Here is a 25,496-nt window from a genome sequence, read left to right on the forward strand (position 1 = left end):
TCAGACGCGGTGGACGAGCGCATCGCCGAGCGGCGTGCGCGCGTGCAGTACGCGCCGCCCGGCACGCCGGGACGCTATGAGCCCGGCGGCGCGCAGGGCGTCGAGGTGGTGGGATGCGGTGGAAGCCGCGATGCCGGCCTCTCCTGCTGTCTCCGTCGTGGACAGCGGCGCGCCGAGCGCGACGAGCACCGCGGCGCGGCTCTCCCCGAGCAGGCCCGCCAGCGCGTCCGTCGAATCAGCGCGATGCCACACCTCGGACACTCCGAGCGCGGGGTAGAACAGCGTCGGCTGCGCAGGCGGCTCCGTGAGCACCGCGCAGTGGCGCCCGAAGAACGACGGCACGAGCACGAGGCCTTGCCCCTGGCAGTCGACGATCTCCTCGTGTCGTTCCATCCGCACGCGCACGGTGCCGAAGCCTGTGTCGGCACTCCACTCGACACCTTCGCCCAGATCGGCCGCCATGCCGGCCAGACCGTCCGCGGTCATCCGTCGCACCCGAGAGCCGATGTCCGCATGAAGGATGCGTTCGATCTGCGCCCAGTAGGGCGCGAGTGCGGCCTCCCAGAGTGCTTCGACGTGGCGCACGATCATGGCGCGGATCCTCGCGGGATCGGCCGCCATCCTTTCGAGCGCGGCCCGCGCGACGCCGGCGCTGCGGACCGCACGCTTGCGCAGGTCGACCGAGATCGGCTCGAGCGGCGCCTGTCGCAGCCGCTCGATCTCATCCGCAGGCGTGAGATCCCACGACGCGGCCGACGTGAACAGATCGGGTGCGTACCCGGTTTCGCCCACGACGAGGCGTAGCAACTCGAGGGACTCCCGCGGGACATCGTCGCGAACGGCGCCCAGCCATCCCCACTGCAGCGGCTGCTCCTGCGGTCGACTGAGGGTCCGCACCGCGTGGACGATCTCATGCCCTGGCGACACGCCGAATCGGACGGTGGAGATGTCCTCCGAAGCGAGGCGGAACTCGACATACTTCTGCGGCACGTCGAGCAGGCTACCGCCGACACGACTCAGCCGATCGAGCGCGGCCCGGCTCCGTGCAGCGGCTCGCGGCTCGAAGCGCTGAACTTGCCGCGGTGAACAGCCGCTACGTCCAGGACTGCCCGTAGCGTCCGACGAGGCAAGCCGGGCGCTGATGCCAGGGTTCGTACCGCCCTACAGATCCGAGAATCCAGATCGTCAGTGCCGCGGACATCCTCCTGGCATCAGGCCCTCGACGGCTACCCGCATGTCCGCTCCGGACGCGCCGACGTACGGGCTCAAGACCAACCAGCTTTCGACAGACCCACCTGAAGAACACCACAACCAGCGAAGATCCAGCACCGGGAACGCCAACGCAGGTCGGTCTTGCCGTCGGTGTCCGTGGTCTTGTGCAGGTTGCCCTCGGAGTACTACGTCGGCACCTCACGCGTGAACGAGGTGCGCGACGACGACCTCGCACGGCTCTTCCCCGGCCTGCTCACAGCAGCCGTCAGCGCGTCGTCGGCCACGGAAAGCTGACCTGTGGCCGGGGCCCCAGGAGCCCGTCCCTTATTCACACCGTGGTGAGCCGCAAGTGCGAAGCCAACGTTTACAGCCACTCGTTGATGGCCGTGTCGAGGACAGTCGCTTCGCGGCAGTTCCAGCGGGGTGCGGTGCGGCTGCACCGCCTGCACAACGCCGCCATGGAGGAGATCCACGGTGCGTGGATGACCGAGGAGCTGGCTTCCCACGGCTACCAGATCAGTCCCGGCACCCTGTATCCGACGCTGCACCGGCTCGAGGCCGACGGGCTGCTGGTCTCCGAGCAGCGGGGGGTCGACGGCCGCACCCGGTGCGTCTACAAGGCGACCGAGGCCGGGAAGAAGGCCCGGGCGGAGGACCGCAGGGCGCTCAAAGAACTGGCTCGGAGGACCGCAGGGCGCTCAAAGAACTGGCTCGTGAATTACTGGGCGACGAGCTGCCGTAGCGCCTGGCCGTTTGGCGGCGTGCGGCGTCAGCGGTTGCCTGGGGTCACCAGGCCGGATTCGTAGGCGAGGACCACGAGCTGGGCGCGGTCGCGGGCATGGAGCTTGGCCATGGCCCGGTTGATGTGGGTCTTGGCGGTCATCGGGCTGATGACCATGCGGTCGGCGATCTCGTCGTTGGACAGGCCCTGTGCAGCGAGGGTGACCGCTTCGCGTTCGCGGCCAGTCAGTTCCTCGAGGCCGCAGCTGACGCGAGTGGGGGGCGGCTGGGTGACGTACCGGTCGATGAGTCTGCGGGTGATCGCGGGTGCGAGCAGTGCGTCGCCGCGGGCAGCGACGCGCACGGCGTGCAGGAAGTCCTCCGGGAGGACGTCTTTCACGAGGAACCCGGCGGCACCGACGCGCAGCGCGTCGTAGACGTACTCGTCCATGCCGTAGTTGGTCAGCATGACGACGCGCACGCTGGCCAGGGCCGGGTCCACGGCGATGCGCCGGGTCACCTCGATACCGTCCATAACCGGCATCTGGATGTCGATGAGCGCGACGTCGGGCAGCTCCTTCCTGACCAGCGCCAGGCCCTCTTCGCCGTCGGCGGCTTCGGCCACCACCTCGATGTCGTCCTCGAGGTCGAGCAGTGCGCGAAAGCCGCTGCGCAGGAGCGGCTGGTCGTCGACCAACAGGACTCGGATCACGACGGTCCCCCCAAGGGGAGTTCGGCCTGGACGGTGAAGCCGCCCGCGCTGCGTGGCTCGGTGCGCAGGCGGCCACCCAGGGCGGTGACACGTTCGTGCATGCCCACCAGCCCGAGGCCGGGCGTCGGCGCGGTGCCCGGTGTGGCCTTTCCGTCGTCGTCGACGCGGATGGCGAGAGCGCCCGGCCGGTGGTCAATCATCACCGAGGCGGTGGTGGCGGCTGCGTGCCTGGAGACGTTGGTGAGCGACTCCTGAACAATTCGGTACGCGGTACGGCCCACCGCGGCGGACACAGCCTGCGGGTGTCCTGCGATCGTCAACACGGCCTGGAGCCGTACGTCTGGAACTGTTTCACCAGGTGCGGGATGTGATCGAGTCCGTGCGGCGGGGCGATGTCGTCGTCGCGCAGCGCCTCCAGGGTCGCGCGCAGCTCCCGGCTCGCCTCCCGGCCGGCTTCCTGGATCGCCAGCAGGGTCACCGGTACTTGCTCGCCCCGCCGACGGGCCACATGTCCGGCGACCTCGGACTGCACCTTGATGACCGAGATCTGGTGGGTGAGCGAGTCATGCAGTTCCCGCGCGATGCGCAGCCGCTCCTCGTCAGCCCGGCGCCTGGCGGTCTCCTCGCGGGTGCGCTCGGCTTCGTCAGCCCGCCGCTCCGCCTGCCGCACTGCCTCTCCGGCGGCAATGGCGGCGATCAACCAGGCGATCTCCAGGGTGGTCCGGGCCTGTGCCACGTCCTCGCGTGCGGAACCGCCCGCGGAGATCAGGGCGGTGAGCAGGAGCGCGACCAGCAGGCCAACGGAAGAGGCCATGGTGACGGTGCGGTGTCCGGCGCATACGGCGCTGTACACCGCGACCAGGTAGGAGACGGAGAGCACTTCGAACCCGGCTGCCTGGTAACCGACTGCGGACAGCCCGGTGACCCCAAGCACCGCGAGCGGTGCTTGGCGGCGCACGGCCAGCGCCAGCGCGCCGGCCGCCAGCAGCGCCAGGCCGAGCACCTCGCGGCCCCCGGACGGGTGGGTCCCGGACAACCCGCCACTCAGCAGTAGTTCCCGCGACCCCCACGGCGATCGACCAGTCGGTGACCTTGGCCGGAACAGTGAACCGCCCCTTGTTCATGGGTGCACCGTAGCCGGACGCGGCGGCGGGCGAGTCCCGCTCACGGACGAGCGGCCGGCTACCGCGGCCGCGGTACCTGTGCGCCGCCTGCCGCGTCCGCAGTACCCAGATGCCGCGGATGCGGCAGGGGAAAGTGCCTGCGCCTGCGGGACGACCGTCAGGGGGGCCGGAGCGCATTCTCGAAGCACATCGCAGTTCGGATTCAGCACCAACGAGAAGGAGGAGAGCGGGATGAGCACTTCAGCAGTGCTGATTGCGGCCGCCGAGGGCGGGATCATCGGCGACGGGCGGACGGGAGCCAACCTGGCCCTCGGGGCAGGGCTGGTCGGCCTGCTGATCGGCTGGCTGGCCCTGGCACGCGCCGACGGCCGGATCAGCCCCGGCAGCGCGCGCACCGGCGGAATGTCGGCCATCGCGGTGGGGACGGTCGCCACGATCCTCGCGGTGCTGCACCTGACGACCTCCAGCGGGGGCCCCGGCACGGGCAACGGGCTCGTCGGCGCCGTCTTGGCCGTCCCGCTGGGTCTGGGTGGCGTGTTCCTGGGCCGCCGGGTGGTGGCCCGCTTCCGCGCTGGCCGGCCTGCCGACCGGATGACTTCCCGAGCGCTGGAGTGACGGCGAGCGGGCGGCCACCACGCGCCTGACCCCGTAGGCGGCAGCGCCGAGGGCCAGGACCGCACCACCCCAGATCACCGAGGACACCGGAAGAGCGAAGGCCAGGCTGAGGCAGCCAGCCAGCCCGAGGACAGGGTCCGCCCTGGCCGGGCGGCCCTCGTCCGAGGAGCGGGTCCATGCGGAGGCGAGACCCTGCAGTCGAACCCTGGGCGGACAGGTCCTAGGCACGGTCCGGGCCCAGTGCGTCGCGGACTGCGGCCAGTATGGCCTCGGTGTCGGCGCCCAGGGCGCGGGCGGACGAAGTGAAGTCACGGGCGAGAGTGTCGAGTTGGGCAGCGTGCGGGCGGGTCGGGCCGGTGGGCGGCGCGGCCACCCGGGTACCCGCGCCCCGACGGGTGCGGATCAGCTCGCCGGCCTCCAGCTCACGGTAGGCGCGGGCGACGGTGCCCGGGGCCAGGCCGAGGTCTGTGGCCAGCTGGCGCACGGTCGGCAGCCGGTCGCCCTCGGCCAGCCGCCCGGTGACGATGAGAGCGGCGAGCTGCGCGCGGATCTGCTCGTACGGCGGGACCTGACTGGTGGTGTCGACGCGGACGGCGGCCTCACTCATCGTCGTAGGACCCCTCTGCCGCCGCTTCGTCGGCGACGGCCCGCGGTGCCACCACGGTGGCCAGGGACCAGACGGCGGTGAACAGGTTCAGCAGGGCCAGCGGGTAGAACACCCAGAAGGTGAGCACGCCCAGCGCGCCGGAGCAGCCAGTCTCCGTCAGCGCGAGGGAGACCATCAGCACGGCGTACAGCTGCTGACTGGACACCAACAGGCCCCAGGCGCCGGTGACCGCCCACGCACGGTCGCGGCGCTGCTGCTCCTCACCCGGACCGTGGGCGATGCGGCGCAGGGCCCAGACACAGGTGGGGGTGGCTATGGCGAGCGCGCCGAACATCGGGAGGGTGTAGTACAGGCCGGGCCAGGGGCCGGTGGTCGCCCGCATCCCGTTGCAGGTGAGGGTGAGGACCTTTCCCATGCTGAAGACGCGGTCGGGGTCGACGGAGGCCGTGGCGGCCGTGATCACCAGCAGGACGACGAGGGAGAGTCCCTGGAGGGCGATCAGGGGGCCCATGTGCGGCGGCACATGATCTCTGACCAGGCGTGGTGCGAGACTCGCGGTGCGTACCGCCTCCTGGGGGCGCAGGGTCAGGGCGTCGGCGAGCAGGACACCCGCCACCGCGCACAGGCCGAAGGCCGTGAGGCAGAACACGACGCGCTGCTCGAACTCGACATCCCCCAGCGTGGACAGCGCCTGCGCGACCACGAGGCCGGCGGCCAGACCGGACCAGCGGGCGTAGTGGTCCGCGTGGTCGAGCAACCGGTACTGGAGCGGGGCGGTGTCGAGCATGCAGAGATCCCCCGGATCATCTTGTATCAAGCGGTGAGTACAAGATGCCGTGGCCGGGTATCTTGTGTCAAACGCTCGATACAAGGCGGTGCGAGGGGAAGACGGGTTCCGAAGCGGTGCGGTTCCCCTGACGCGCGCCAGCACGCTTCTGTCCACTGGCAGTGTCGCGACCAGCCTCGTCATCGGCGTCGCCGCCGTCCACGCAGCCTGGTTCCTCAGCCCCGCCAACTGGTTCGGCGACCTCCGGATCTTCGTCGCCGTCGCAGCTGCCGCCGAAAGCCTCCTCGGGATCATCCTCGACCCGCTGCGCCGTCGTCTGTGGTCGGCCTCAACCACCACCCCGGTACGCGCAGTCCGGCCCACTCCCCCGCTCGCCGAGACGTAGGAGGAAGACCTGGCCCGGGTCACCGCGGCTACCGGGGCCGACTCCGCAACCGGGCGGCCATCGCCTCCTGGTCCGTGGACCACGGAGCCCTCTTCAACTCCGAGGACCGCTGGCGCGGCTACGCGAACGGCGAAGCCACCTTCTTTGTCGCTACCGCCTCACGGACGGCGGCCTCACCCAGCCCGAGTTCACCCTGCTCACCAACGACGCGGATGACCCGGTGGATGTTTTCACCGTCCGCGATGTCCTCAGTACCTCATCAGCCAGAAGAGGGCGGAAGTGCAGGGCCCGGGCAGCCCTGGCCAAGAAGGCGCCCGAAGAGGCAAGTGCACCGCCCGTACCGATGCCCTCCGAGGTCGCCGGCGTTGTGAGCCCTGACCCGATCTAACAGCCCTGTGTGCCGTCCCCGGCCCAAGCTGAAGAGGGCCGGGGACGGTGCGCACAGCCCGGCACCCTGACGGACAAGGAGACCCCAGCCCATGACGGTGATCCCCCGCACACCGACGTCCCGCATGACCACGCCGACGAGACGAACCCCTCCCACGGAACGCACCACTGGGACACGGAGGAAGCCATCGAGGCGGTGCCCACCGCGGACGCGACACTCATCGCCGCGTTTCCCGGGAGCCTCGGGTCCCGCCATCGTCCCGCTGGCGTGGACGGGCTACCCGCAGGCGAAGGCGGACAGCGTTTGCAGACGCGGTACAGGAGTAGTCGCTTGTCGTTTGTGCCCCGAAGGTTGATGAGACTTGGAAACGCCTGTCTGGAGTGTCGGCGTCGGCTGTGGGCGGGCAGAGGTTGCCCGGCCTGTGAGCGCTACGCAGACGTCGCCTCTCGGCGTCCCGCCGCAGTTGGTGGGGCGGCGACTCCGTTGAGGCAGCGGTCCAGGAGTGCGTGCATACGGGATACGGGGAGGGACGGGTTGGCCGCGGCACCTTCTGCGGTGCGGGGGTCGGCGAGGAGGGTCTCCAGGGCTTCCGGTGTCAGGCTCGGGTTGGCGGCGGCGGCCCGACGCACCGCCTCGTCGGCGTCGTCCACCGGGGGCTCGGGCAGGGCGGGGTCGGCTGCGGCCAGGGCGCGTACCTCGGGATCCGGGTGGCCGATGAGGTGGGTCCGGCCGGTGCGCGGGAAGCCGGGCAGCGTCAGGAGGGCCGGACGGTGGTCCGGGCGGGTGACGAAGACGTCCAGGAGCAGGTGGTGCGGAGCCGATGGGTGGTTGCAGGCCAGCCGGATCCGGACCTCCTCGTCGTCGTCCTGCGCGAGTGTCCCGACAAGTTCTGCGGGCAGGTTGGGCCAGCTTGCCGCAACCCGGCGCAGCACCGGTTCCCCGGACATCGCGCAGGCGGCGAACCAGTCAGGCGACGGCACGGCGGCCGGCTCGGGGTCCGGCTCCGTGATCGGGCAGATGCATTCAGGACCGTGCCCGATCACCCGGTCGATCACGTCGTACTCGACCCAGGTGCGGGGGAAGAGGTGGAGGCGCGCGCGCATCCGCACGTCCTTGTCCGGGTCCTCCCTCAACTTCGCCACCAGGTCAGGTCCCAGGTCGGGCCGGGCGGCGACCATCTCGCGGACCTTCGCCTCGGGATGCCGGGCGAGCCGGGCGACGGCGTCGGCCGGAGTGTGGGGGTTTCGGGCCAAGGGGCGCACCATGTCGTCCGTGAAGCACTGCTCGACGAGAGCGGGCGACAGGGCGCACCTGCCGAGCACGAACTGCCTGCTGCTTGGACGGATGGACGGCAGCTCGGCCTCCACCCGTTCCGGGTCCAGCTCCCAGTTCCTGTCCTGCGCCGCTTCACGGACCGCGGGGTCCGGATCGTCGAGCAGCCCCGCCCGCTGCGCCGGGGTGAGCGACTCCCACCGCGAAGTGGCCCGTATGCGGAGTGCGGGTTCCTCGTGGCCTGCCATGGAGCGGAAGAAGGACAGCGGGATCTGCCGGGACGAGTCGAGCTCCCAGATGATCTCGTTCGCGGTGACCTTGCCGTCCTCACCCCCGTCCTGGGCAGTCAGGAGGGTGACGAGGATGTCGTCCGGCAGCGGTCGGACCCAGCGGGGCCAGGGGCGGAGGTGGGGGTTGGCGAGCCGTGCACGGACGAGTCCCGACGGGTCCGTTGCCAGGGGGGCCAGTCGCGAAGGATCTACGTGTTGGTTGCTGGCGAGGGCGCCGCGGATCCGCCACTCCGGGTGACGCAGGGCTGCGTCGATGACGGCGTCGGGCAGGTCGCGGTCCTTACACATCAGCTGGCCGAGCTCACCGGCCGCTTGATCCATCAGGCGTATCAGTACGTCGGAGGGCGCCGCCGGATTGAAGGCGACGCCGCGCAGCCAGAGTTCACCCAGAAAGTCGGACACCGCGTCATCCTGCCACCCCGTCGCGCGCCCGGCCGCGCCGCGTGGCGACTACGCCGCTCGCTGGCAGCTCCAGCGAAGGCTTCGGCCCAGGCGGCGACGGCCTTGCCCGTCATGCGTACGGTGACTGTCCGGAGCACGCGAGACGGTCGACGAGACGATGCCCTGCCTGATCACCAAGTCGTTGACCGGGCTGCGGAAGGACACGCCGGGCGGGTGCCCATCCCTGCTTGGTCTATTAGTCCATAGCCACCATGACGTACAGACACGCCACGACCGCGACCACGACGAGCGCAACCAAGACGATCAGTGCGCAGCCCAGTGCTCCTGCCGTCCCAGCGATCGCTGCCCAGCCGAACCGCGTGGCTCGTTCGGCCCGTTGGGCCGCGTCGTGGTACTCGGTGTCGTCGTACCAGCCGCGATCGGTCATGGTCACCCCCGGTCGAACCCTATGACTCGGCCATCGCGCCCCCGAAGAACGTCACCCTCGTCGGCCTGCGGCATGACCGCATGCTCAACGAGGGGTTTGCCACCAGTGATCCCCTCGAGCTGACGCGGCTTTTAGGGATCACCGTGCAGACCGCCGTGCGCTATGTCAGTGCCGCCTGCCCGGAGCGGAACGCGATACTGCCCAGGTAGCGGGCCGCTCCCAGTGCGGCGCCAGCTGAAAGCCCGTGGCGGTGTTGCAGCGGGTCCGGCATCATCCCCATGTGATGGTGATGCAACCCGTTCTGGAGATCTCCGCAGGCGACGACTTCGCGCTCTGGCCTGTTCACGAACACGAGGCATATGGCTGCCGGGAGCTCACTCCGGCGGAGGTCGGCACGGCGGTCATGCAGATCGCCGGCTGCAACGACTTCGAGCCGGAGGTGGAGCACGGGCCGTGCCCGCCCGACCCGCTCGGCACCTTCCTGCACGGCTTGCTCGCCATGCCTGACTTGTTCGCCGCCGGCGGCTTCCGGGTGACCGGCGACGCCACCGACATCGTCTTCGTCGAGCCGGGCTGCTGCAACGGCCTGGGAACTTGGCGCGACTGGCTGGAGGTGCTCGATGGCACCGGCTGCTCCTACTTCGGCCACGATCCGTCCTCGACGGCCGAACGTCTTGGCGACCTCGCCCGGCTGATGCCGGACGCCTACGAGACGGACAGCAGGCCGGTGATCGAGCTGTCGGTAGACCAGATACGCACGCTCGTCACCGGCGCCCAGCAGGACGTGCAGTACTTCCTCAGCCTTGCCGAAACCTGGGCTGAACCACACCTGCCGCCACAGGCTGCCGCCGTCACTGCCGCCCCGGCACGGGCACTGGACCTGGTGCCTACACCATGACCAGCTTCCTGACCCACCGAGCGCGCGTGCACGACGCCCGGCTCCCCGTCCACCGGCGGCACAGCGCGTTGCGCACCTGCCTCACCGCTTTTGCTCCCTACGGCTTGCGGGCGACATACCACCACCTCTCGCTCAGCGCCGCGATCCCCCGTCGGTTGGAGGCGGACCCGGACGCCCTGGTGCGGGCGGTGGAGGAACTGCACGAGGCGCGGGTGCTGTGGCTCGTGCGGGCAGACGCGTACGCCGTGCAGCGCCGGCGGGAGAAGCAGGCCGGGCGGCGGGCTGTACCGAGCCCTCGGCCGTGGTGGCTGCAGAGCTGGTGGGAAAGTCCTGACCGTGCCTGGTTCGAAGCCCCGTTCTGCCACCCGTCGCTGCGACTGTCCGATTACGTCCGGCGGCAGAACGCTATTCTGGACGGTGCCGAGCTGCCCGGTTGCCCGGCTTGCGGGGATGAGGGGCCACGAGTGCTGAGCTCGACCGGGCACGGTTGGGTCGAGCTGTGCCGTGGGTGCGCGCGGGCGCTGGCGCCCTGTCCGTGCGGGCAGCGGCACCGGTTCGTGCCGCAGACCCCGTTCAACTGGAACGAAATCTGGCAACGGGCGCACATGAGCAATGACGGCACGCCGAACCCACATTGGCCTGCCGGTTACTGAGGTTGCACTCGTGACGTCGTGCTGCTGATCAGGCAGGTCTGATGGTCAGGCCGGTCTCGGTGAGGCAGCAGCCGTCCATGAGGTGGCTGCGGTCTGGTTGTGCCGCAGGCCGCGCCGGACGGTCTCAACGAGGTGTTCCGGGTGCTGAAAGCGACGTTCGAGAGCCATCCCCGCCGCAGGAGTGACCAGATGCCTTCGACGGAGTTGAGGTCGGGTGTGTAGGACGGCAGGTAGTAGATGGTCAGCCAGTCGCGGGTTTCGGCGAACTCCCTCAGTCCGGCGGCCTTGTGGACGTTGAGGTTGTCCCAGACCAGCACGATCGGGCCATCGATCTGCCGGTGGGCGTTGACCAGCAGGTCACGGTAGTCGCGCCGGGAGAAGCTCTTGCGCCCTCACGCCGGCGATCGTCTCGGCGAGGCCGTTAGATAGGCCGAGAACGGTGGCCGGGTTCGTGGCAGGTCAGGGCGGCGATGGATATCCGTCTGCGGGAGCGTCCGCGGACCCTCACCGCCGGGTCCGGCCGCTCCGGGACCACGTCCGCCCGAGCGGCGGCGTCATGGAGAAGCCGGCTTCGTCCTCGAAGACGAGCCAGGCCCCACGGCCGCCGTGAGCCTTCCGCGCGGGCCACACCTCCTTGACCCACCCAGCCACCATCGTCGTCCCGCTCCGTCGCCCGTCGGGCCGGGAACGGGGAGGACCAGCCGTTGCGGGATCGTAGGCTGGTCATGCGGTCCTCTCTCCGCCGTCAGGGACGCCTCGTATGTGGCGGCGTCGACGGGAGCGGCATCAGGCCGACGTTGTCGACCCACTGGCACCCAGGCCCCGGCGCGACCGCGCGGCGGCACAGGCCACTCCGGAGTTGAAGGCGCCGCGCGCCTTCGCTCGCCTCTATACCATCGAACGAGCCCGGCGCGGCGAGGGCCCGCCTATCTGATCACGCCCACCTGATCCCCAACCCGCTATCCAGGAGGCACCGTGCCCGCCGAGGAGACCAACATCCGGGCCTGGCAGATCTACGGCCGGCGTCAAATGGCCCGCGCCTACATCCCGCCCATTCCCGACCGGCTCGGCTGGACGCCCTGGGAAGGGACCGGCCCGGGTGCAGAGGTCCTCGGTGACGTCGCCGGGCGCCGGGTCCTGGACATCGGGTCCGGAGCCGGCCACCACGCTGTCCATCTCGTCCAAGCTCATGGAGCCCGCGTCACCGGCATCGAGCTGTCCCCGACCCAGCATGAACGCGCTGTCTCCACCCACGTAGACGTTCACGGCGTGGAGTTCGTCCAAGCGGACGCGGCCGAGTACCTGGCCGGAGCAGAGCCGTTCGACGCCGCGTACGCGATCGGGACGCTCGCCTTCATCGACCCGCACCGCTCGCTGCCGGCGCTGCACGACGGCCTGCGTCCGGGCGCCCCCTTGATCCTCTCGCTCCTGCACACCGATCTGCACGGGCACGGTCCGTCCACTGAGGTGGCGCCGCGCGAGCAGATGATCCTGCTGCGAGACGACCCGCCCCTGCCGACGCAGATGTGGGTCCTGGCACCGCAGCTGTGGGAGGACCTGCTCACCGAGTACGGCTTCCGCGTCGAGGCCATCGACCTGCTTCCACACCCGGATGAGAGCGCCCTGGTCGTCCAGCAGCTCATCCGCGCCCGGCGCCTGCCCGCCCGGGTGGCGCGAGAGCACCCTTCACGACCTGGCCTCACCTGACTGCTTTACCGCCTATGCGCCGAGCTTTGTCGCGTCCCGTCGAAGCACCCGAGAACCTCACGTCGTCGAAGGTGCACGCCGTTGCGTCACGCCAGACGTGGGCGGTTGCTGTTGATGCGTTGTCAATCCGCGACGAGAACGAAGCTGGCACGCCGGGCCAGGCCCCTCCGCTCTCACCGGCATCGTCGGTTCGCCGTAGTACAGCTGGGCTTCACCTGCCGTGGCGAGGCGGTGCAAAGCGTCGAGGCGACCTACTGCGCCGAGGCTGACGGCCTGCTCCAGTTGCTGCAGGGAAGTATGGGTGCCTCCGTCGGAATGCTCCCACCCGTGCGCGTAGCGCAGGAGGAGAGCCTTCGTTGCTGGGTGGTCGGTGGTCGGCTGACCGAGCTGCCCGCGCTCGAGGCGGCAAAGTAAGAACTCAACCTGCGGCGGCAACCGGCCCAGGGCCCGATCGCGGTCACGACGGGCGCGGGCGACGTCGAGGACGCGACCGGCATGAGGGTGTCCGGTGCGCAGTCCCACCCCTTGACCTGGGCGAAGGTCAGCTGCATCAGATTCGGGCCGCGGATCCTGGGGCGCGTCCGGGTGGCTGCGCAGGAAGGCTGGCCGGCGAACTAGGCGCGCGAGAAAAGGAGTCGGGCCGCGGCGGCTTCCAGCTCAGCGCGAAGCACCCGCTGGCATTCCAGCGGTGCGCACACCTCAAAGGCGTAGGTGCGGATCTCGCCAAACATGAGCACTTGGAGGTACTCGGGCCCACCCGCTTCTTCACGCCCCAACAGGATTTCGACGGTGAGCCGAGTACCGTCCGTGAGCCGGCGCGATCCGCTCTGCGGTTCGCCGTCAACCAGCATGAACTCCTTCTCATACCGGCCTTCGGGTGGGCGGGCCAGCAGCCACTGGGCGAACGCCGCGGCCCGCGGTGCGCCACCCGTCAGTGCCGTGCGTCCGAGGAAGTACACGTCAAGGCACCAGGTACCGTCCGGATCCTTGCTGATCGCCAACCACAGGTCGTCAACAGGCATGCCGGCGTAATGGCTGCCACGCCAGCCGAACCGAAACCCTGTCTCATCGTGCTCGCCGGACACTGTTCGGTCCTTCTCTCTCCCCGAGCTGCGGTTGGCAGCCCACCCGGCGCAGGTCGTCTGTCAACGAACAGAGCCCGCCCAGGTCAGTGCATCGCCGACGACTACCTACGCTGACAATCGACACTCAGCGGCAAGGTGGTTCTACCGCGTGCAAGTCTTCAGAGAAGGCCGGCCTCGCGTCCTCGCTCACCCCTGTCACCGGCCCTCCTCCGGGGCCCGGACGACGGCGAGCTTGGACGACCAGTCGCCGGCAGGGGCCTGCTCGGCGGCGAGCAGCGCTGTGGCCATGTCGTACTCGCTGACGGCCGGCCGGCCGAGGTTCGCGCGGTCCCGGGTATCGGCCGCGAGCAGCTGCCCGATGAGCGGCTCGTCCTCGGGTGCGCTCGCCCGCTCCGGGTACGCGGTCCCCCGGCACAGGTCATCGACATGCCGCAACAGGGCGTAGTACTCGTGCGTGTGCGTCGGGCCCTGGACGCCCGGGCGGGGCATCCCCACACCCAGCGACCGGCGGTGGGCCGCGCCGTCGGCGATCGCGGGGCCCAGGGTGCCCTCCCGGCGGGAGGCGATGGCCCGTGCGGCCCATGCCCGTTCCGAGGTCGAGCGGTGGCAGTGGATCGTGCGGTCGCGCATGTCGAGGTAGCGGTACCCGGCGAGGGCGGTGTCGAGGTGGGCACGCATCTCCTCCTGCCGGGGGCCGTCCACCCACATCGCGATCCACCGGGCGCCGGTGTCGTAGTACAGCCCCACCTCGACGTCGGTGACCTCGGACAGGTGCCGGGCCAGCAGAGCGGCCTGACGGCTGCGACTCATGTGCTGCCTCCCCTTCTCCGGCGCCCGGGACGACGGGGCGTCATGTCCCCCCTGTTCCGCGTCGGATATGGAGAAGATATCCAAGGTGATCCTCGACAACTACGCGACCCACAAGACACCGGCGGTCAAGAAGTGGCTGCTGGCCGATTCCACCTGCACTGCACACCAACCAGTACGTCCTGGCTGAACCTGGTGGAACGATGGCTCGCCGAGCTCACACAGAAGACGCGCAAACGCGGCATCCACCGTTCCGTCCAAGCACTGAGCCACGCGCCGATCCGCCGGAACCGTCCTATCTCTGTGTCGACCGGCGCGGTTGAGGACGCAGGGCGGCCCGCCGGCGTAGCCGCAGAGGCAGGACATACCAGCACAGGCAGAACCAGAGCATGACGCTGCCGACCAGCACTATCGCGAGTGGGCCCGCTATCACCACGTGAAGGATGAGCAGAAGAGTGCACCCAATGGTGAGGGCCAGCAGCACCATCCCGCAGATCATGAGCCTGCTAGCGGTCTTGACCACCTCGTCCTTCATGCGCTGGCCGGACAAGAAGCGGTGAATGGACACAGGAGCTATGAGCGAGGCGGTAGATATCGCTCCGAGCACGACGGTTGTGATGTACACGGCGCGCTCGAACGTGCCCAGGTCCTGAAACAAGGGTGTGAAAGCCACACTCAGCAAGAAGCCGAACAGGATCTGCACACCCGTCTGCGCCACCCTCGTCTCCTGGAGGAGCTCGTTCCACCGGCGATTGACCCGTTCCCGAGCAGTTTCCGGTTTTTCCGCCTCGGGGCCAGGCTCCCCCGAGGCGCAGGAATGGCAAAGCTTCTCCCCTGTCTCCGGCCCGATTTGCCGCTCCGTCATGGTCATGCATCCTCCAAGTGCTGAACCTCTCGGATTCCCGGAATTAAGTCCTTCACACAGGCCGAAAGGAGCAGCCCAGCGCGCAAGGTTGCTGTGCGCCACTGACTTCCGGGGCCCTCCTGCGTGGAAAAACACGTGCTCCGTGCGTCGCCACCGCACACACCCGCCCACTGAGCCGGACCGCGTCCGGGCCGCCCCGCTGGGTGAGGGGATGGGTGGAAGCCCTGGCCTTGGCCGACCAGGCGGGCTACTGGGCCAAAACCATCACGAAGATCAAGGGCAGTGCCGTCAATGAGCTGAACCTTGACGGATTCGAGCCGGTACCTGAAGTCCAGGGCCTCGCTGTCACCTGGTGGCGGGGCAGTGATTCGCTGATCGCCATCTACCGCGGCGAAGCCTCAGGCTGCGACGCCCCGCACTGCCTGAAGGCCCATGCATCCCGAGGCTGTCGCGTTCACCGGGCATTCTGACAGTCAGGAGTTGGCCCAGCTGCGGGTACTGAGGACCAACCGGTAACCGTCCGGGTCTTCGATGCTGGTGCCCCAGGTGTCCCAGTACGGGTTACGAGCCTGCACGCGCTTGCCGCCGTGGGCTTCCAGACGTGAGAGCCAGCGCTTGCGACACCTGCTCGTCGAGGTAGACGACGACCAGGTCCTCTTCGGCAGGCAGCGGTTCAACAGTGGCCATGCATCCTGCACTGCACCGAGGTCGGCCGCGGCCCAGACAGCGAGTCGCTGGTTGACCAGGTCGAACCCCTCGGCTGGATCGACGCCGACGTGATCGCTGAAGCCAAGGCTGTGATCACCGATCAGCCTGGCCCGTGGGGGCCCATGCAGCGCAACGAGCTCGCTTGAGGTTGCCCATGAACGCTTCCCGCCACCGACAGGGTCCCCTCGAGCAGTGGACCATGCGACGCCCGGGCAAAGAGGCGCGTCCTGCTCAGTTCTGGCTGGCCGTCTGGGCGGCTTCGACCAGCTTGACTCTGCAGCCGCTTTCCTCCCGTCAGCCCTCCGCGACATCTGACTTGTCGCCGTTCGGATGATGTGCTGGACCATATGCCAGGTGATGCGCACTGGCAGCTACTGCCAGAACGACGCATCCGGAGGTTTTCCCATGTTGATCCGCACCGACCCGTTCCATGTACTGAGCGGACCGCCCAGCAGCTGACCTGTACAGCGGGCACGTGGCCCCGTCCCTCAGCGATGCCGATGGACGCTTGCCGCGAAGGCAACGAGTACGTCATCGCCTTCGATCTGCCCGGCGTAGCCCAGGACGTGATCGGCATCGACGTCGAGCGGAACATGCTTACGGTCTCGGGGGAATTTGAGCTTCGGGCATGCTGGCCTGGCGGCTCGGCCGGTGGGTGACAAGTGAGGCGATCGCGAGACGGTTCTGGGCGTAGGTGTCACGGCGCCCGTACGGCCCTTCTCATGGCCCGGCCCGGCCGGGATGCGCACCCTGTCCGCCGAGGCCGTAAAGCGGTGGACAGCCCTCCCATCCTGGGCGACCATCTCCCCGGTGAACAGCGAGCCTCTCTCACCCCGCAAACACGTCCGTTTCGTCGAGCTCAGCGCGCAGGCGCTGCGGGCACTTGCCGACGGCGACCTCGTCGGCGGCAGCGCCGAAGCCGGGGTCACCCTTGACGAACACTTCGTCGGCGACAGGGCCCGCTGGATCTTCGGCTATCGGGCTGACCAGCTCGCCAAGGACCCGTCTGCCGCGCCCTGGATCACGCGGGCCGTGGTGTCCGAGCCGGACGGGGTCGTCGTCGGCGACGCCGGGTTCCACGGGCCGCCGGATGAGTCCGGCATGGTCGAGGTCGGCTTCACGGTCGTGCCGGGATACCGCCGCCAGGGCTACGCGCGCGCCATTCTGATGGCGCTACTCGTCAGGGCCGCCGCCGAACCCGATGTCAGGACCGTGCGGGCCAGGATCAGCCCTGTCAACACCGCCTCCCTGGCCACCATCGCGGGCTTCGGCTTCACACGTGTCGGCGAGCAGGGCAATGAGCGCGACGGGCTCTCGATCGTCTTTGAGGCCCCGGCAGACGCGATTCAGGCCAAGCTGTCGGCCTCGGGGAAAGGGTGAGCGTCCCCGGCCGGGCCGTGACATAAGAACGGCCGAACGGGTTGGGTGAGTTGTGTAGCTGACCTGGGCCCGTGCGACCTGCTCCAGTTCTGCGCTGTCCGGTGTCTCATGCGCGCATCTCGGCGAGTTGTTCGCCGAGCTCGCCAGTGCGTGGGAGGCCGTGCGGCAGTCCGCACTCCGGGAGACCCGGGGCGGGGAGCGAAGACACCCAGGGACCGCTCGGAGAGCTCTACCTGCACGTCGTCGGCTTTCGCCACCGGTCGGCGCTCGCCCGGAGTCAGCCTGTGCACCGACAGCGACTACCCGGTCACCCCGTTCCGCTGCCCGCAGGGCCCCTCCTCGCCCTCTGCGCCGACGGTCTGGTGGAAACCACCCGACGTGGATATCACCGACTCCATCGCAGGGCTCGGAAACGCCCTCACCAGGGACGGCGACCGGCCGCTCGACGACCTGAGTGAGGTCGCCTGCGCCAAGCGGGCAAGCGGGGGTCATCACGCGTGTACCGGCGACATCGCGCTACTCCTCCTGCGCAACCGGTGAGCAGTCCGCCTCCGCAGGGCCGATGAGTTGCCGTGCGTCGCGCAGTCTGTAGCAAGGGGGCGGACGGCTCCCTGCCCGAGAGAGAAATGGTGCGCGATGAAATTGGTACTGCAGGAGTTCCTGTCGTTGGACGGCGTCTCCCAAGCACCCGGCTCCCCTGACGAGGACACGAGTGAGGGGTTCGCCCGAGGCGGCTGGCTCGTGCCGCACCTGGACGAGGCATTCGACCAGGTGGCTGCCACCTGGCTCAGCAAGGCGGACGCGTTCCTGTTCGGCCGCCGTACGTACGAGAACTTCGCCAGGGACTGGCCGAAGATGACCGACCACCCGAACGCCCGCATCATGAACGGCTCGCCGAAATACGTCGCCTCCCAGAGCCTGACCAGGGCCGGGTGGGATCCGACCACGATCCTGTCCGGCGACATCCCCGCCCAGGTCGCCGAACTGAAGCGGCAGCCCGGACGTGAGCTCCAGATCCACGGCAGCGCCCGGCTCGGCCAGTTCCTGCTGGCCGCCGGCCTGATCGACGAGGTACGGCTCGCCATCGCCCCGGTGGTCGTGGGCAGCGGACGACGCCTGTTCCCGGACGGCGGCACCCCGGCCGGCTTGCGCATGCTGCACAGCGAGACGACGCCTGGCGGCGTCGCGGTGCACGTCTACGAGTCGACGGGACTTCCGGAGTACGGGACGTACGGGGCCGACGCTCAGGCCTGAGCAGGGGGCGTACGGGGCCGACGCCTCGGCCGGAGCCCGAGACGTACGGGCCCGAGGCGTTGGGCTCTCCGGGCCACACGCTCCATCCGGCCACGGACGGGCCTTCTTCTCGGGGCGGCGGGCGGACGGGGCTGCGTGGCGGGTGCGTCCGCTCCTGCCGGCAGCGGGCCGGTCCCGTCAGACGTGACTTCCTCAGGCTTCCTCTCCGTGGCAGGCCCAACTCCTCGCATGAGCCCGCAGTCGGCTCATCCAGCCGATGGGTGACGTAGGTCTCGCAAGGGATGCCGACTCCCCGGGGGGGGTGGTACATGACCGAAGTCGCTCCGTCGGCCGCCCGGCATCGACGGCCACCGCGTGGCCGGCATGATCGCCCAAGCCGAAGTGGCCCGCGCCCTGCCCGACCCCCAGGTCGGCGACCTGCTCGAAGCCCTGTCCACCGACTGAGGCGGCTGTCAGCCGTTCAAGGTGTCTTATGTGTGGGGTGGACCTCATGGCTGCTTCGGTGCATATGCTTCTGCGACCGGGCGGGATGAGCCGGACCAGGTGACGACGGCGAGCCGCGTTGCATTGGCCTGCCTCACCAGATGCGGCCCTGGTGAGGCGATACCGACGGTCTTGGGACAGAGGGTGCGGGGCAACTTCCGAGGCCGAGAAACAATTCCGGACTGTTGGACAGGCGAGCGACCATGAGCAGTGCAGGACAGATGCCGGTGTTCACCACTCTGCAAGCATTGGCTGAGCTGGTGACGAGACGCCGCGGCCTCTACGTGCGCTGGTCACGTGGCCCAGTGCCAGATCTCAAGGCCGTCTCCAGCAGGGACGAACTCACCGGTGTACCCCTGCCTGGGCTGTCGGTGAACGCACTCGATGTCGAAGACTGGTGGGGCCAGCGTCCGGTACGGACATGGGTGGCCCGGCGGCTCTACGACTACTCCCATCTGCCTCGCCTCAAGGGCCCCAGGACGCGGCCATGGGTCCTGCACGGCACCGAGGTCGGCCGCGGCCCAGACAACGAGCCGCTGGTTGACCAGGTCGAACCCCTCGGCTGGATCGACGCCGACGTGATCGCTGAAGCCAACGCTGTGATCACCGATCAGCCTGGCCCGTGGGGGCCCATGCAGCGCAACGACCTCGCTTGAGGTTGCCCATGTACGCTTCCCGCTTGCCACCGACGGGGCCGCTTGAGCAGTGGACCATGCGACGCCCAGGCAAAGAGGCGCGTCCTGCTCAGTTCTGGCTAGCCGTCTGGGCGGCTTCGACCAGCCTGACTCTGCAGCCACTCCCGTCAGCCTTCCGCGACATCTGACTTGGCGCCGTTCGGATGATGTGCTGGGTGAACACGATGGTGAGCGGCCCACGCGCCGCTCAAGCCTTCTACAGCACCGTCCTCGGGCGGGAATTCCAGAAGAGTTCGTTGGGAGGCAAGTTGCTCGTGGGTTGCGCCGCCGATTCGCCGGCAGCAGGCATCGACGCGCCCTGGGCTGAGGGTAGAACCAGGACTGGTTCTGTCCATGAGAACGGGCTCTGGCTCACATTTCGTGCAGTCGTTACGGAGAGTCAGATCTTCGGGGCCATGCGATGGCGGTTGGGGTGGGCGCGCAGCCGGGGTGAAGTGAGTTCCAGGGCCCGGTTGTCGCGTCCGGCGCTCATGTGGTTGAGCCAGCGTTCGTACCAGTCGAAAAAGTCGGTGGCGGATGAGACGTTGGGGCCCCAGAACCCGTCACCGTTGCCGATGAGGACGCGGCCGGTGAGGGGACCGGTCACCGCGATGACGCATACGTCGGTGCAGCCCATCTCGATGATGTGGAGGAAGAGGTCGCCTTCGTGTGCCCCGGGCTCTGCTCCGTCGAAGCCGCGGGGTGTCCCGGGTTCTCCGCGCGGAATCATGACCAGCAGGGAGCACCGCTCCAGCGGCATGAGCCCGTAGAACGGCGCCGCGCCCGAGCCGCCGATGTGGGTGAGGAACTGCCGGTAGGCGTCGGGCAGATCGATGTCGTGCTCGGCCTCGAACGCGGTGACGCGTGCTTCCGCGAGCTTCGGATCCAGGCGGAACTCATATTGCTCTTCGCCGAAGGAGTGGCTGCGCAGTGGTTGGAACGGAATCGCGGCCAGCTTGCGACGCAGCCGGGGTACGCGGGGATCCATGGTGCATCTTCTCTCGTCCTCGTCACGTAGGGCTTGAACGCGTCCAGCTTGGACGGCCGACCCTGCCACTGCCCGCGGAAGAGATCCCAGGTCCATCGGGCGTCGGCTTTCGACATCGACCAGGACGGTCCCGTAGTGGCGGCCTTTGCGGGTCGCGTACGCATCGACGCCGACGACGCGTGGGGCGGGAACTTCCGGGTCGGGCAACGCTTCGACCAGCCGCAGCAACGTGCTGCGGCTCACGGACAAGCCGAAGACTCTCGCCATGCGGGCCCCGACCCGACCGGCGAGCGCGAGGCCGACAGCGGCCGGCTTCGACCGCAGGCGCTCGGTGCGCCGGCCGTATCGACGAGTCAGCCCCGGCATCTGCTCGGCGAAGGTCCGGCGCCCGCACGAGATGATGGGGCAGAGCAACCTGCGGACACGCAGGCAGAGGACGGCTCGTCTGCCACCGCTGGGCACATCAGTGGGAAACCGCAGGTGGGAGCTATGAATCCGCCGCGACCAGCCTCCACAGCCAGGGCAATCGGACCCGGCCACCGTGCTCTGAGCCTCGATGCATACGGCCCACGGGCCGAACTGTCAGCCACACCGCCCTGGGGGCGGATCATTTTCAGGCAGCTTCCCAGGAGCCCGCCCGCCAGACGAACGTCACTCAGCGTGGTGATCCACGGAAAGTGAGCCAGAACCTGAGAACGGACAGCAGACGGTCACCACTTCGGGAGGCGCCAAGATTCGGACAGTCCGCAACCTACGACTGCGCACAGGACGGAGCGACCAGTGCCACCAGTCGTCGCGGGTGTGCCAACGCGGGTCAGGGCTGACCAGCGGCGCGCAGGGCTCGCGCCAGCCATTCGAGCTCCTCGGTCGCGTCGGGCGACGATTCCTGCCCGCGTACCCGGGCGACAAGCCTGCGGTAGTTTTCCGCTCCTGCCTCGATCCCGGCCTCCAGGCTGCGCAGCACGGCGGCCCGATCGGCGTCACCGAACAGCTCGGACAGCACCTCGGCCGCGGTCGGCCCTTCGGGAGCTACCCCGCCTTTTCTGACCTCCGCGACGGTCTGCACGATCTGCCGGGCCCACCAGATGGCCGCCCCGCGGGGAGGGCCTTGCCCCGGTACGGGCGTGTTGAGCTCCATCCATGTGCGCAACCGGGCGCGGAATCCGGGGTCCCGCACCAATTCCGCCAGTTCGATCCAGGCGTCGACCTGCTCAGGTGTGGGATCGTCGGGCAATGCGATGCTGAAGGTGCGCATGCGGACACGCAAACGCGGGTCGTCGAGGCCGCCGAACACCTCCTCCTTGAACTCGTCAATGATCTGCTTGCGCTCGGCGGCGGAAAGCCGCGCCAACCGGTTCATCAGTGCTGTCTCCTCAACGGTTGAACCTCGTTTCGCCACGGTGGACAGGACGGCCCGGCTCACCTTGAGTGAGCGGATCTGCGCGTCGAGCGCGGCCACATGCGCGTCGGCGACCTCGGTGACCGTGGTGCGGCCGCTCAGGACGCGGCACACGTCGTCGAGCCCGAGGCCCAGCTCCCGCAGGGTGCGGACCAGCTCGACCCGGGCCACGGACTCGGCGTCGTACAACCGGTAGCCGCCCGCGGAGCGGGCCACGGGCGGCACCGCCCCCTCGTCCGACCAGAAGCGCAGGGTACGCACCGAGAGTCCGGTGCGGTGCGCGAGCCGGCCAATGGTGAGCACGTCGGGGCGTTCGTCATCCATGAGTAAGATCCTGTACCCTCCGGCGGCTGGAGACTCAAGCGCCTCAGTGCGCACTGACCGGTCGATCACGAGACGAGAGAGAACCTTCAGGCCAGGGGCTCGGGGGAACAGAGCCGGAGGCAGGTGTCTCCCGAAGTGGTGAACATCTGCTGTCCGTCTCAGGTTTCAGGTTCTGTGGTGCGGCCACGCTGAGTGAGTGGATCAGCCCGCGGTTGTCCGATCCCGATGGCGAGAACGAGCCCCGGGTTAGTCCCCCGCCTCGACTGCAGACCTCTTGCTGAGGAACTGCTTCGCTGCCTCAACCGCTTCTCCGCTGAGTTCCTCGACGGAGACTCCCCAGCTCTCCTCCCAGCCGTCCAGGTTGTGCGTGCAGTGCACAAGGGGTTATAGCTTTTCGGGGTAGCCGAGGTCGTAGGCGATGTCTGCCCAGATGAGGTGAGTGCCGACGGCGGGATCCAGGGATCCGTCGGCGATCTGACCGGCGATCCAGTACGCCATCGCCCACTTCGCGTTCAGGATGTCTCATGAGACAGCTGATCCCGACCTTCGCGTCAGCGAATCGCGTGGCGCGCCGCCAGGCGGCGTGAGTCTGTGGGGCGGTGAGGCAACGCCGAAATGCTGAACCGGTGTGCCGGCATCGGCAGAACAGTGGGTCATTGATGAGGCTCCACGAATGTCCCCACCGGCTGCTTGGAGGTTCTTCCGACCTGCTCGCCGCGATTCCCCACCTGCAGCAAGTTGTGGAACCGGTGCCGCTGTGGGCCGGTGCCGCTCGGGCGGGATCAGCTGTCGCTGCGCCGCAGAGGCTGTGTCAGTGCCACCTGCCGGGCGCTGTGAGAGGGCGGTTTGTGAGCCGATGTCTGTCTCCCGGTGAGGTTGGAGCAGGGCCGCTGGTCGCGGGCTCGGCTGGATCCTGCTTCCTGGTGAAGCTGCCGGTATCGGGCCTCGGTGAGGACGTGGAGCTTGACGAGGAGACCGACGCCACCCAGCGCCCGCCTTGTCCAATGCGGAATTGGCCAACAAGGTCGCTGCAATGCCGGGGCGGGGCGCTTTTCGCTGGTCTCAGGCGGCCCAGCCGATGGAGGAGACGTTGCTGTACGCGTCGTACTCGGATCCGAGGTCCTCGATGATGTCGTCCCAGATGGCATCGAGTTCGTCGACGTCGTCGTTCATCCAGGCGTCGACGGCGCGGTCCCAGAGGCCGCGCACGGTGATGCTGCGGCTGGACAGGTCCCGCTGATGCCTGCCCTCCACGCGGGACTGGTCGACGGGGTTGATCTCGACACGGGTTCCGCGGCCGTCCCGGTTGAGCCGCTTCTTCAGGTCTGCGGCCACGTTGCGGCGGCGCAGGTCCCAGTAGGCGGCATCGAGCCGGGACCGGTTGGCCTTGTTCGGGATGCGTTCTTCGGCGAGCCAGGCCATCAGGGTGCGGGGGGAGACGTGGATGCCGGCGCGGTCCATCGCCTCGTATCCAGCATCCGTCTTGGTCAGGTAGTTCAGGCGTGCGGCGAGGCCGCGTTCACTGTCGACGGGCGAGGCGATGCCGGTCACCATCCGCTCGATCGCGATACCGAGCGCGTCCGCGCCAGGGACGCCCCGGGCGTTGTACATGCCCAGATCCATCCAGCGGCCGGCCATCAGCGGGCCACCGTGCCGACGGCGTACTCACCGGACGCCTTCGCGTCACCGTGCTTGATCTTCATCTGTGCCACGCCCCGGCCCTCGGTGAACACCTTCCGCCAATCGCCCGTGACGTGAAGTTCGTCGGTGCCCATCATCGCGACGACATCCAGCCCGGCCTGGTGCGCCTTGTACGCCTTGCCCCACAGGTTCGCGTACGCCTGGGAATGGATGATGTGCATCCAGTCCGGGCGCACCATCTCCCGGTTGTGAATCGACTCCCCCATCGTCGAGATGAACTTGCTGTACATCGCCTTGACGTACTCCAAGGTCAGCGTGTCCCGGTTCACGATTGCCTCGTCACGGGCGGCGGACAGCAGCTTGCGCAAGGCGTCCAGGAAGTTCTCCGTGGCACCGGAGGTCCAGGACTCGTGGATGACCGGGGCGTCCGTGAGGCCATACTTCGGTCCGGCTAGGCGTTGGAGGAGGCGCAATGTGCTGTTGGTGACCCAGAGGGCGCCGGGCTCGTCGCGGTCGCCGATCGGGTCCGGCAGATGCGCGTGCGTCCACGGTGCGGGGGTGATCAGGTGCACCCCGGAGCGCTTCGGCTCGACACCATCACTGCCGGTGCTGTGCTCGAGCTTCCCGATGGGCAGCCAGCACTTGAGCGCCGACAGGTAGGCCGCGTTCACATCGAGTGCGGTCACCTTGATGTCGCCGGGGGCCCGCAGCGAGTAGCCGGGGTGGTGGAACTTGGGGCGGGCCTCCCAGATCTGATCCGGGTCCTTCTTCGACGGCTTCTTCAGGATGTCGGGCAGCGCCGGGTAGGCAGTGTAGTCGTAACGAGCGGTCGCCCGGGTCTCGTTGAACAGGTGCATCACGTCAGGGATCGCACGCTTGATCAGCGCCTTGAGCGCCGCTTCCTCGTCCCCGCCGGCACGCTCGGCCTCCTCCTGGACGGCGCGGCTGATGAGGAGAGTGGTGTCGGCCTGGGCGCGGGCGGCACTGCGGGCGCGGCGCTCCGGCCGGTTGGGCAGGGGCGTCGGGGTCGGCGAGACCGGTGCCGAAGCGGCGGTGACCGGAGCAGGGACAGCCGGGGCAGTGGGCGCGGCCTGAGCAGCAGGCGCGGCGGAGCCGGCGGGCTGGCACAGGCCACCTGAGTGCAGCGGGCGGCCATCCGTCGACTGGTAGGTCGTCTCGACACCGCAGCGAATACAGGGGCCGGGGTCGCCCTCGATGGCGCGCCCGTCCGGGCCGCGCAGCGTCTCCGGTGCGGCGACGAGCGCGGGCGGGACGGGGGGCGGACCCGCAGGGAGCTCGGGAGCGGCGCCGGGTGCGGAGGTGGCCGGGTAGATCTCAGCCAGGCCCTTCAGGAGCTTCAGATACGGCAGGCGTCCGGGCGGGGTCGGGTCCGAGTGGCCGGTCTCCCAGTTGGCGACCGTGGTGCGCCCGACACCGACCGCTGCGGCGACCTGCGCGCGGGACAGGCTCGCGGCCTCCCGCAGACGCTGACGCTCAGCAGGAGGCGGGATCGAGGCGTTCAGCCGGGCTTCCTCAAGCAGCGCTTCCACACCGTTCACTTCGCTCATGCGCTGACCCTAGCAGACTTGGACAACTTACGGCGTCACATTGGACACTCAGTGACCATGTCTTGTGCGAGTACGCTACGGTCGTAGCGCTACGGGACAGCGGAGCGAGAGGCAACGCCTC

Annotated in this window: 26 protein-coding genes and 7 pseudogenes; 15 read left to right on the forward strand and 18 right to left on the reverse strand. The window is 68.9% G+C overall.

What is annotated here, in order from left to right; genetic code table 11:
- Window positions 1-990: an ArsR/SmtB family transcription factor gene (locus ACZ32T_RS22360; protein ID WP_467271957.1), complete on the reverse strand. Its 990-nt coding sequence runs from the start codon at window positions 988-990 to the stop codon at window positions 1-3.
- A 378-nt stretch (window positions 991-1,368) separates the two neighbouring features.
- Between ACZ32T_RS22360 and ACZ32T_RS22365 the strand changes: the two genes are divergently transcribed.
- On the forward strand, window positions 1,369-1,506 hold the full coding sequence (locus tag ACZ32T_RS22365) for a hypothetical protein (protein WP_467368581.1): 138 nt from the start codon (window positions 1,369-1,371) through the stop codon (window positions 1,504-1,506).
- Between the two features lie 41 nt (window positions 1,507-1,547).
- On the forward strand, window positions 1,548-2,018 hold the full coding sequence (locus tag ACZ32T_RS22370; protein WP_467368583.1) for an Rv3488 family transcriptional regulator: 471 nt from the start codon (window positions 1,548-1,550) through the stop codon (window positions 2,016-2,018).
- Here the strand turns inward: ACZ32T_RS22370 and ACZ32T_RS22375 are convergent.
- Together ACZ32T_RS22375 and ACZ32T_RS22380 are read right to left on the reverse strand one after the other, a co-directional pair.
- Entirely contained in the window at window positions 1,982-2,644 is a 663-nt protein-coding gene (locus tag ACZ32T_RS22375) for a response regulator (protein WP_467368585.1), read from the reverse strand. The two genes, ACZ32T_RS22370 and ACZ32T_RS22375, sit on opposite strands and share 37 nt — an antisense overlap.
- A pseudogene (locus ACZ32T_RS22380) lies at window positions 2,641-3,768 on the reverse strand (sensor histidine kinase). Before ACZ32T_RS22380 ends, ACZ32T_RS22375 begins: the two are co-directional and overlap by 4 nt.
- 231 nt (window positions 3,769-3,999) lie before the next feature.
- Between ACZ32T_RS22380 and ACZ32T_RS22385 the strand changes: the two are divergent.
- Complete coding sequence (locus tag ACZ32T_RS22385; RefSeq protein WP_467368587.1) at window positions 4,000-4,383, forward strand: DUF6223 family protein; 384 nt, start codon at window positions 4,000-4,002, stop codon at window positions 4,381-4,383.
- A 220-nt stretch (window positions 4,384-4,603) separates the two neighbouring features.
- On the opposite strand, the gene ACZ32T_RS22390 is transcribed toward ACZ32T_RS22385, so the two are convergent.
- Complete coding sequence (locus ACZ32T_RS22390; RefSeq protein ID WP_467368589.1) at window positions 4,604-4,990, reverse strand: GntR family transcriptional regulator; 387 nt, start codon at window positions 4,988-4,990, stop codon at window positions 4,604-4,606.
- Complete coding sequence (locus ACZ32T_RS22395) at window positions 4,983-5,777, reverse strand: hypothetical protein (RefSeq protein ID WP_467368591.1); 795 nt, start codon at window positions 5,775-5,777, stop codon at window positions 4,983-4,985. Before ACZ32T_RS22395 ends, ACZ32T_RS22390 begins: the two co-directional genes overlap by 8 nt.
- A gap of 88 nt (window positions 5,778-5,865) precedes the next feature.
- Here ACZ32T_RS22395 and ACZ32T_RS22400 point away from each other — a divergent pair, with 88 nt between their 5' ends.
- Window positions 5,866-6,162, forward strand: a complete 297-nt coding sequence (locus ACZ32T_RS22400; RefSeq protein WP_467368593.1) for a hypothetical protein — start codon at window positions 5,866-5,868, stop codon at window positions 6,160-6,162.
- An 816-nt stretch (window positions 6,163-6,978) separates the two neighbouring features.
- On the opposite strand, the gene ACZ32T_RS22405 is transcribed toward ACZ32T_RS22400, so the two are convergent.
- Window positions 6,979-8,514, reverse strand: a complete 1,536-nt coding sequence (locus tag ACZ32T_RS22405) for a hypothetical protein (RefSeq protein WP_467368595.1) — start codon at window positions 8,512-8,514, stop codon at window positions 6,979-6,981.
- Window positions 8,515-8,749: 235 nt separating this feature from the next.
- The gene (locus ACZ32T_RS22410) at window positions 8,750-8,941 is read right to left on the reverse strand and encodes a hypothetical protein (RefSeq protein WP_467369010.1); all 192 of its coding nucleotides are present in this window, start codon (window positions 8,939-8,941) and stop codon (window positions 8,750-8,752) included.
- 244 nt (window positions 8,942-9,185) lie between these two features.
- Between ACZ32T_RS22410 and ACZ32T_RS22415 the strand changes: the two genes are divergently transcribed.
- The gene (locus tag ACZ32T_RS22415) at window positions 9,186-9,839 is read left to right on the forward strand and encodes a hypothetical protein (RefSeq protein WP_467368597.1); all 654 of its coding nucleotides are present in this window, start codon (window positions 9,186-9,188) and stop codon (window positions 9,837-9,839) included.
- On the forward strand, window positions 9,836-10,492 hold the full coding sequence (locus ACZ32T_RS22420; RefSeq protein WP_467368599.1) for a hypothetical protein: 657 nt from the start codon (window positions 9,836-9,838) through the stop codon (window positions 10,490-10,492). The genes ACZ32T_RS22415 and ACZ32T_RS22420 overlap by 4 nt, the downstream gene beginning before the upstream one ends.
- 28 nt (window positions 10,493-10,520) lie before the next feature.
- On the opposite strand, the pseudogene ACZ32T_RS22425 reads toward ACZ32T_RS22420, so the two are convergent.
- Window positions 10,521-11,201 (reverse strand): annotated as a pseudogene (locus tag ACZ32T_RS22425) (transposase); the annotation flags it as partial.
- Window positions 11,202-11,467: 266 nt separating this feature from the next.
- Here ACZ32T_RS22425 and ACZ32T_RS22430 point away from each other — a divergent pair.
- Entirely contained in the window at window positions 11,468-12,199 is a 732-nt protein-coding gene (locus ACZ32T_RS22430) for a class I SAM-dependent methyltransferase (RefSeq protein ID WP_467271975.1), read from the forward strand.
- Window positions 12,200-12,813: 614 nt separating this feature from the next.
- Here the strand turns inward: ACZ32T_RS22430 and ACZ32T_RS22435 are convergent.
- Both ACZ32T_RS22435 and ACZ32T_RS22440 read right to left on the reverse strand, forming a co-directional pair.
- Window positions 12,814-13,284 (reverse strand): hypothetical protein, encoded by a 471-nt coding sequence (locus tag ACZ32T_RS22435; RefSeq protein ID WP_467271977.1) that lies wholly within the window; start codon window positions 13,282-13,284, stop codon window positions 12,814-12,816.
- 195 nt (window positions 13,285-13,479) lie between these two features.
- Window positions 13,480-14,094 (reverse strand): hypothetical protein, encoded by a 615-nt coding sequence (locus ACZ32T_RS22440; protein WP_467368601.1) that lies wholly within the window; start codon window positions 14,092-14,094, stop codon window positions 13,480-13,482.
- Window positions 14,095-14,179: 85 nt separating this feature from the next.
- Between ACZ32T_RS22440 and ACZ32T_RS22445 the strand changes: the two are divergent.
- Window positions 14,180-14,358 (forward strand): annotated as a pseudogene (locus tag ACZ32T_RS22445) (transposase); the annotation flags it as partial.
- A 28-nt stretch (window positions 14,359-14,386) separates the two neighbouring features.
- On the opposite strand, the gene ACZ32T_RS22450 reads toward ACZ32T_RS22445, so the two are convergent.
- On the reverse strand, window positions 14,387-14,962 hold the full coding sequence (locus tag ACZ32T_RS22450) for a DUF6328 family protein (protein WP_467368603.1): 576 nt from the start codon (window positions 14,960-14,962) through the stop codon (window positions 14,387-14,389).
- A gap of 209 nt (window positions 14,963-15,171) precedes the next feature.
- Here ACZ32T_RS22450 and ACZ32T_RS22455 point away from each other — a divergent pair, with 209 nt between their 5' ends.
- A complete protein-coding gene (locus ACZ32T_RS22455; protein WP_467368605.1) occupies window positions 15,172-15,426 on the forward strand; it encodes a hypothetical protein in 255 nt (84 codons plus the stop codon).
- Window positions 15,427-15,429: 3 nt separating this feature from the next.
- On the opposite strand, the pseudogene ACZ32T_RS22460 reads toward ACZ32T_RS22455, so the two are convergent.
- A pseudogene (locus ACZ32T_RS22460) lies at window positions 15,430-15,640 on the reverse strand (VOC family protein); the annotation flags it as partial.
- Between the two features lie 8 nt (window positions 15,641-15,648).
- Between ACZ32T_RS22460 and ACZ32T_RS22465 the strand changes: the two are divergent.
- From ACZ32T_RS22465 to ACZ32T_RS22475, 3 genes and pseudogenes are all read left to right on the forward strand, one after another.
- Window positions 15,649-15,810, forward strand: coding sequence for a DUF6098 family protein (locus ACZ32T_RS22465; RefSeq protein ID WP_467369012.1), 162 nt, complete (start codon window positions 15,649-15,651; stop codon window positions 15,808-15,810).
- A gap of 259 nt (window positions 15,811-16,069) precedes the next feature.
- Window positions 16,070-16,278 (forward strand): annotated as a pseudogene (locus tag ACZ32T_RS22470) (Hsp20 family protein); the annotation flags it as partial.
- A 259-nt stretch (window positions 16,279-16,537) separates the two neighbouring features.
- Window positions 16,538-17,044 (forward strand): GNAT family N-acetyltransferase, encoded by a 507-nt coding sequence (locus tag ACZ32T_RS22475; RefSeq protein WP_467369014.1) that lies wholly within the window; start codon window positions 16,538-16,540, stop codon window positions 17,042-17,044.
- 197 nt (window positions 17,045-17,241) lie between these two features.
- Here ACZ32T_RS22475 and ACZ32T_RS22480 read toward each other — a convergent pair.
- Window positions 17,242-17,313 (reverse strand): annotated as a pseudogene (locus tag ACZ32T_RS22480) (Hsp20/alpha crystallin family protein); the annotation flags it as partial.
- Window positions 17,314-17,422: 109 nt separating this feature from the next.
- Here ACZ32T_RS22480 and ACZ32T_RS22485 point away from each other — a divergent pair.
- The 3 genes from ACZ32T_RS22485 to ACZ32T_RS22495 all read left to right on the forward strand — a co-directional run bounded on the left by ACZ32T_RS22485 (window position 17,423) and on the right by ACZ32T_RS22495 (window position 19,437).
- Window positions 17,423-17,584 (forward strand): hypothetical protein, encoded by a 162-nt coding sequence (locus ACZ32T_RS22485; protein ID WP_467368607.1) that lies wholly within the window; start codon window positions 17,423-17,425, stop codon window positions 17,582-17,584.
- A gap of 96 nt (window positions 17,585-17,680) precedes the next feature.
- Window positions 17,681-18,298 carry a dihydrofolate reductase family protein gene (locus tag ACZ32T_RS22490; protein WP_467368609.1) on the forward strand — a complete coding sequence of 206 codons (618 nt, stop codon included), beginning with the start codon at window positions 17,681-17,683 and terminating at the stop codon, window positions 18,296-18,298.
- Between the two features lie 686 nt (window positions 18,299-18,984).
- Window positions 18,985-19,437 carry a DUF6098 family protein gene (locus tag ACZ32T_RS22495; RefSeq protein WP_467368611.1) on the forward strand — a complete coding sequence of 151 codons (453 nt, stop codon included), beginning with the start codon at window positions 18,985-18,987 and terminating at the stop codon, window positions 19,435-19,437.
- A gap of 418 nt (window positions 19,438-19,855) precedes the next feature.
- On the opposite strand, the gene ACZ32T_RS22500 is transcribed toward ACZ32T_RS22495, so the two are convergent.
- From ACZ32T_RS22500 to ACZ32T_RS22520, 5 genes and pseudogenes are all read right to left on the reverse strand, one after another.
- Window positions 19,856-20,443, reverse strand: a complete 588-nt coding sequence (locus ACZ32T_RS22500) for an SMI1/KNR4 family protein (RefSeq protein ID WP_467369015.1) — start codon at window positions 20,441-20,443, stop codon at window positions 19,856-19,858.
- A 414-nt stretch (window positions 20,444-20,857) separates the two neighbouring features.
- Window positions 20,858-20,983: pseudogene (locus ACZ32T_RS22505) on the reverse strand (hypothetical protein); the annotation flags it as partial.
- Window positions 20,984-21,257: 274 nt separating this feature from the next.
- The gene (locus ACZ32T_RS22510) at window positions 21,258-22,166 is read right to left on the reverse strand and encodes a helix-turn-helix domain-containing protein (RefSeq protein WP_467368613.1); all 909 of its coding nucleotides are present in this window, start codon (window positions 22,164-22,166) and stop codon (window positions 21,258-21,260) included.
- A 1,062-nt stretch (window positions 22,167-23,228) separates the two neighbouring features.
- Window positions 23,229-23,804 (reverse strand): transcriptional regulator, encoded by a 576-nt coding sequence (locus ACZ32T_RS22515; protein ID WP_467368615.1) that lies wholly within the window; start codon window positions 23,802-23,804, stop codon window positions 23,229-23,231.
- Window positions 23,804-25,375, reverse strand: coding sequence for a helix-turn-helix transcriptional regulator (locus ACZ32T_RS22520; protein WP_467368617.1), 1,572 nt, complete (start codon window positions 25,373-25,375; stop codon window positions 23,804-23,806). The genes ACZ32T_RS22515 and ACZ32T_RS22520 overlap by 1 nt, the downstream gene beginning before the upstream one ends.
- Between the last annotated feature and the right edge of the window lie 121 nt (window positions 25,376-25,496).

This window comes from Streptomyces sp. NPDC023573 (genome assembly GCF_055559735.1).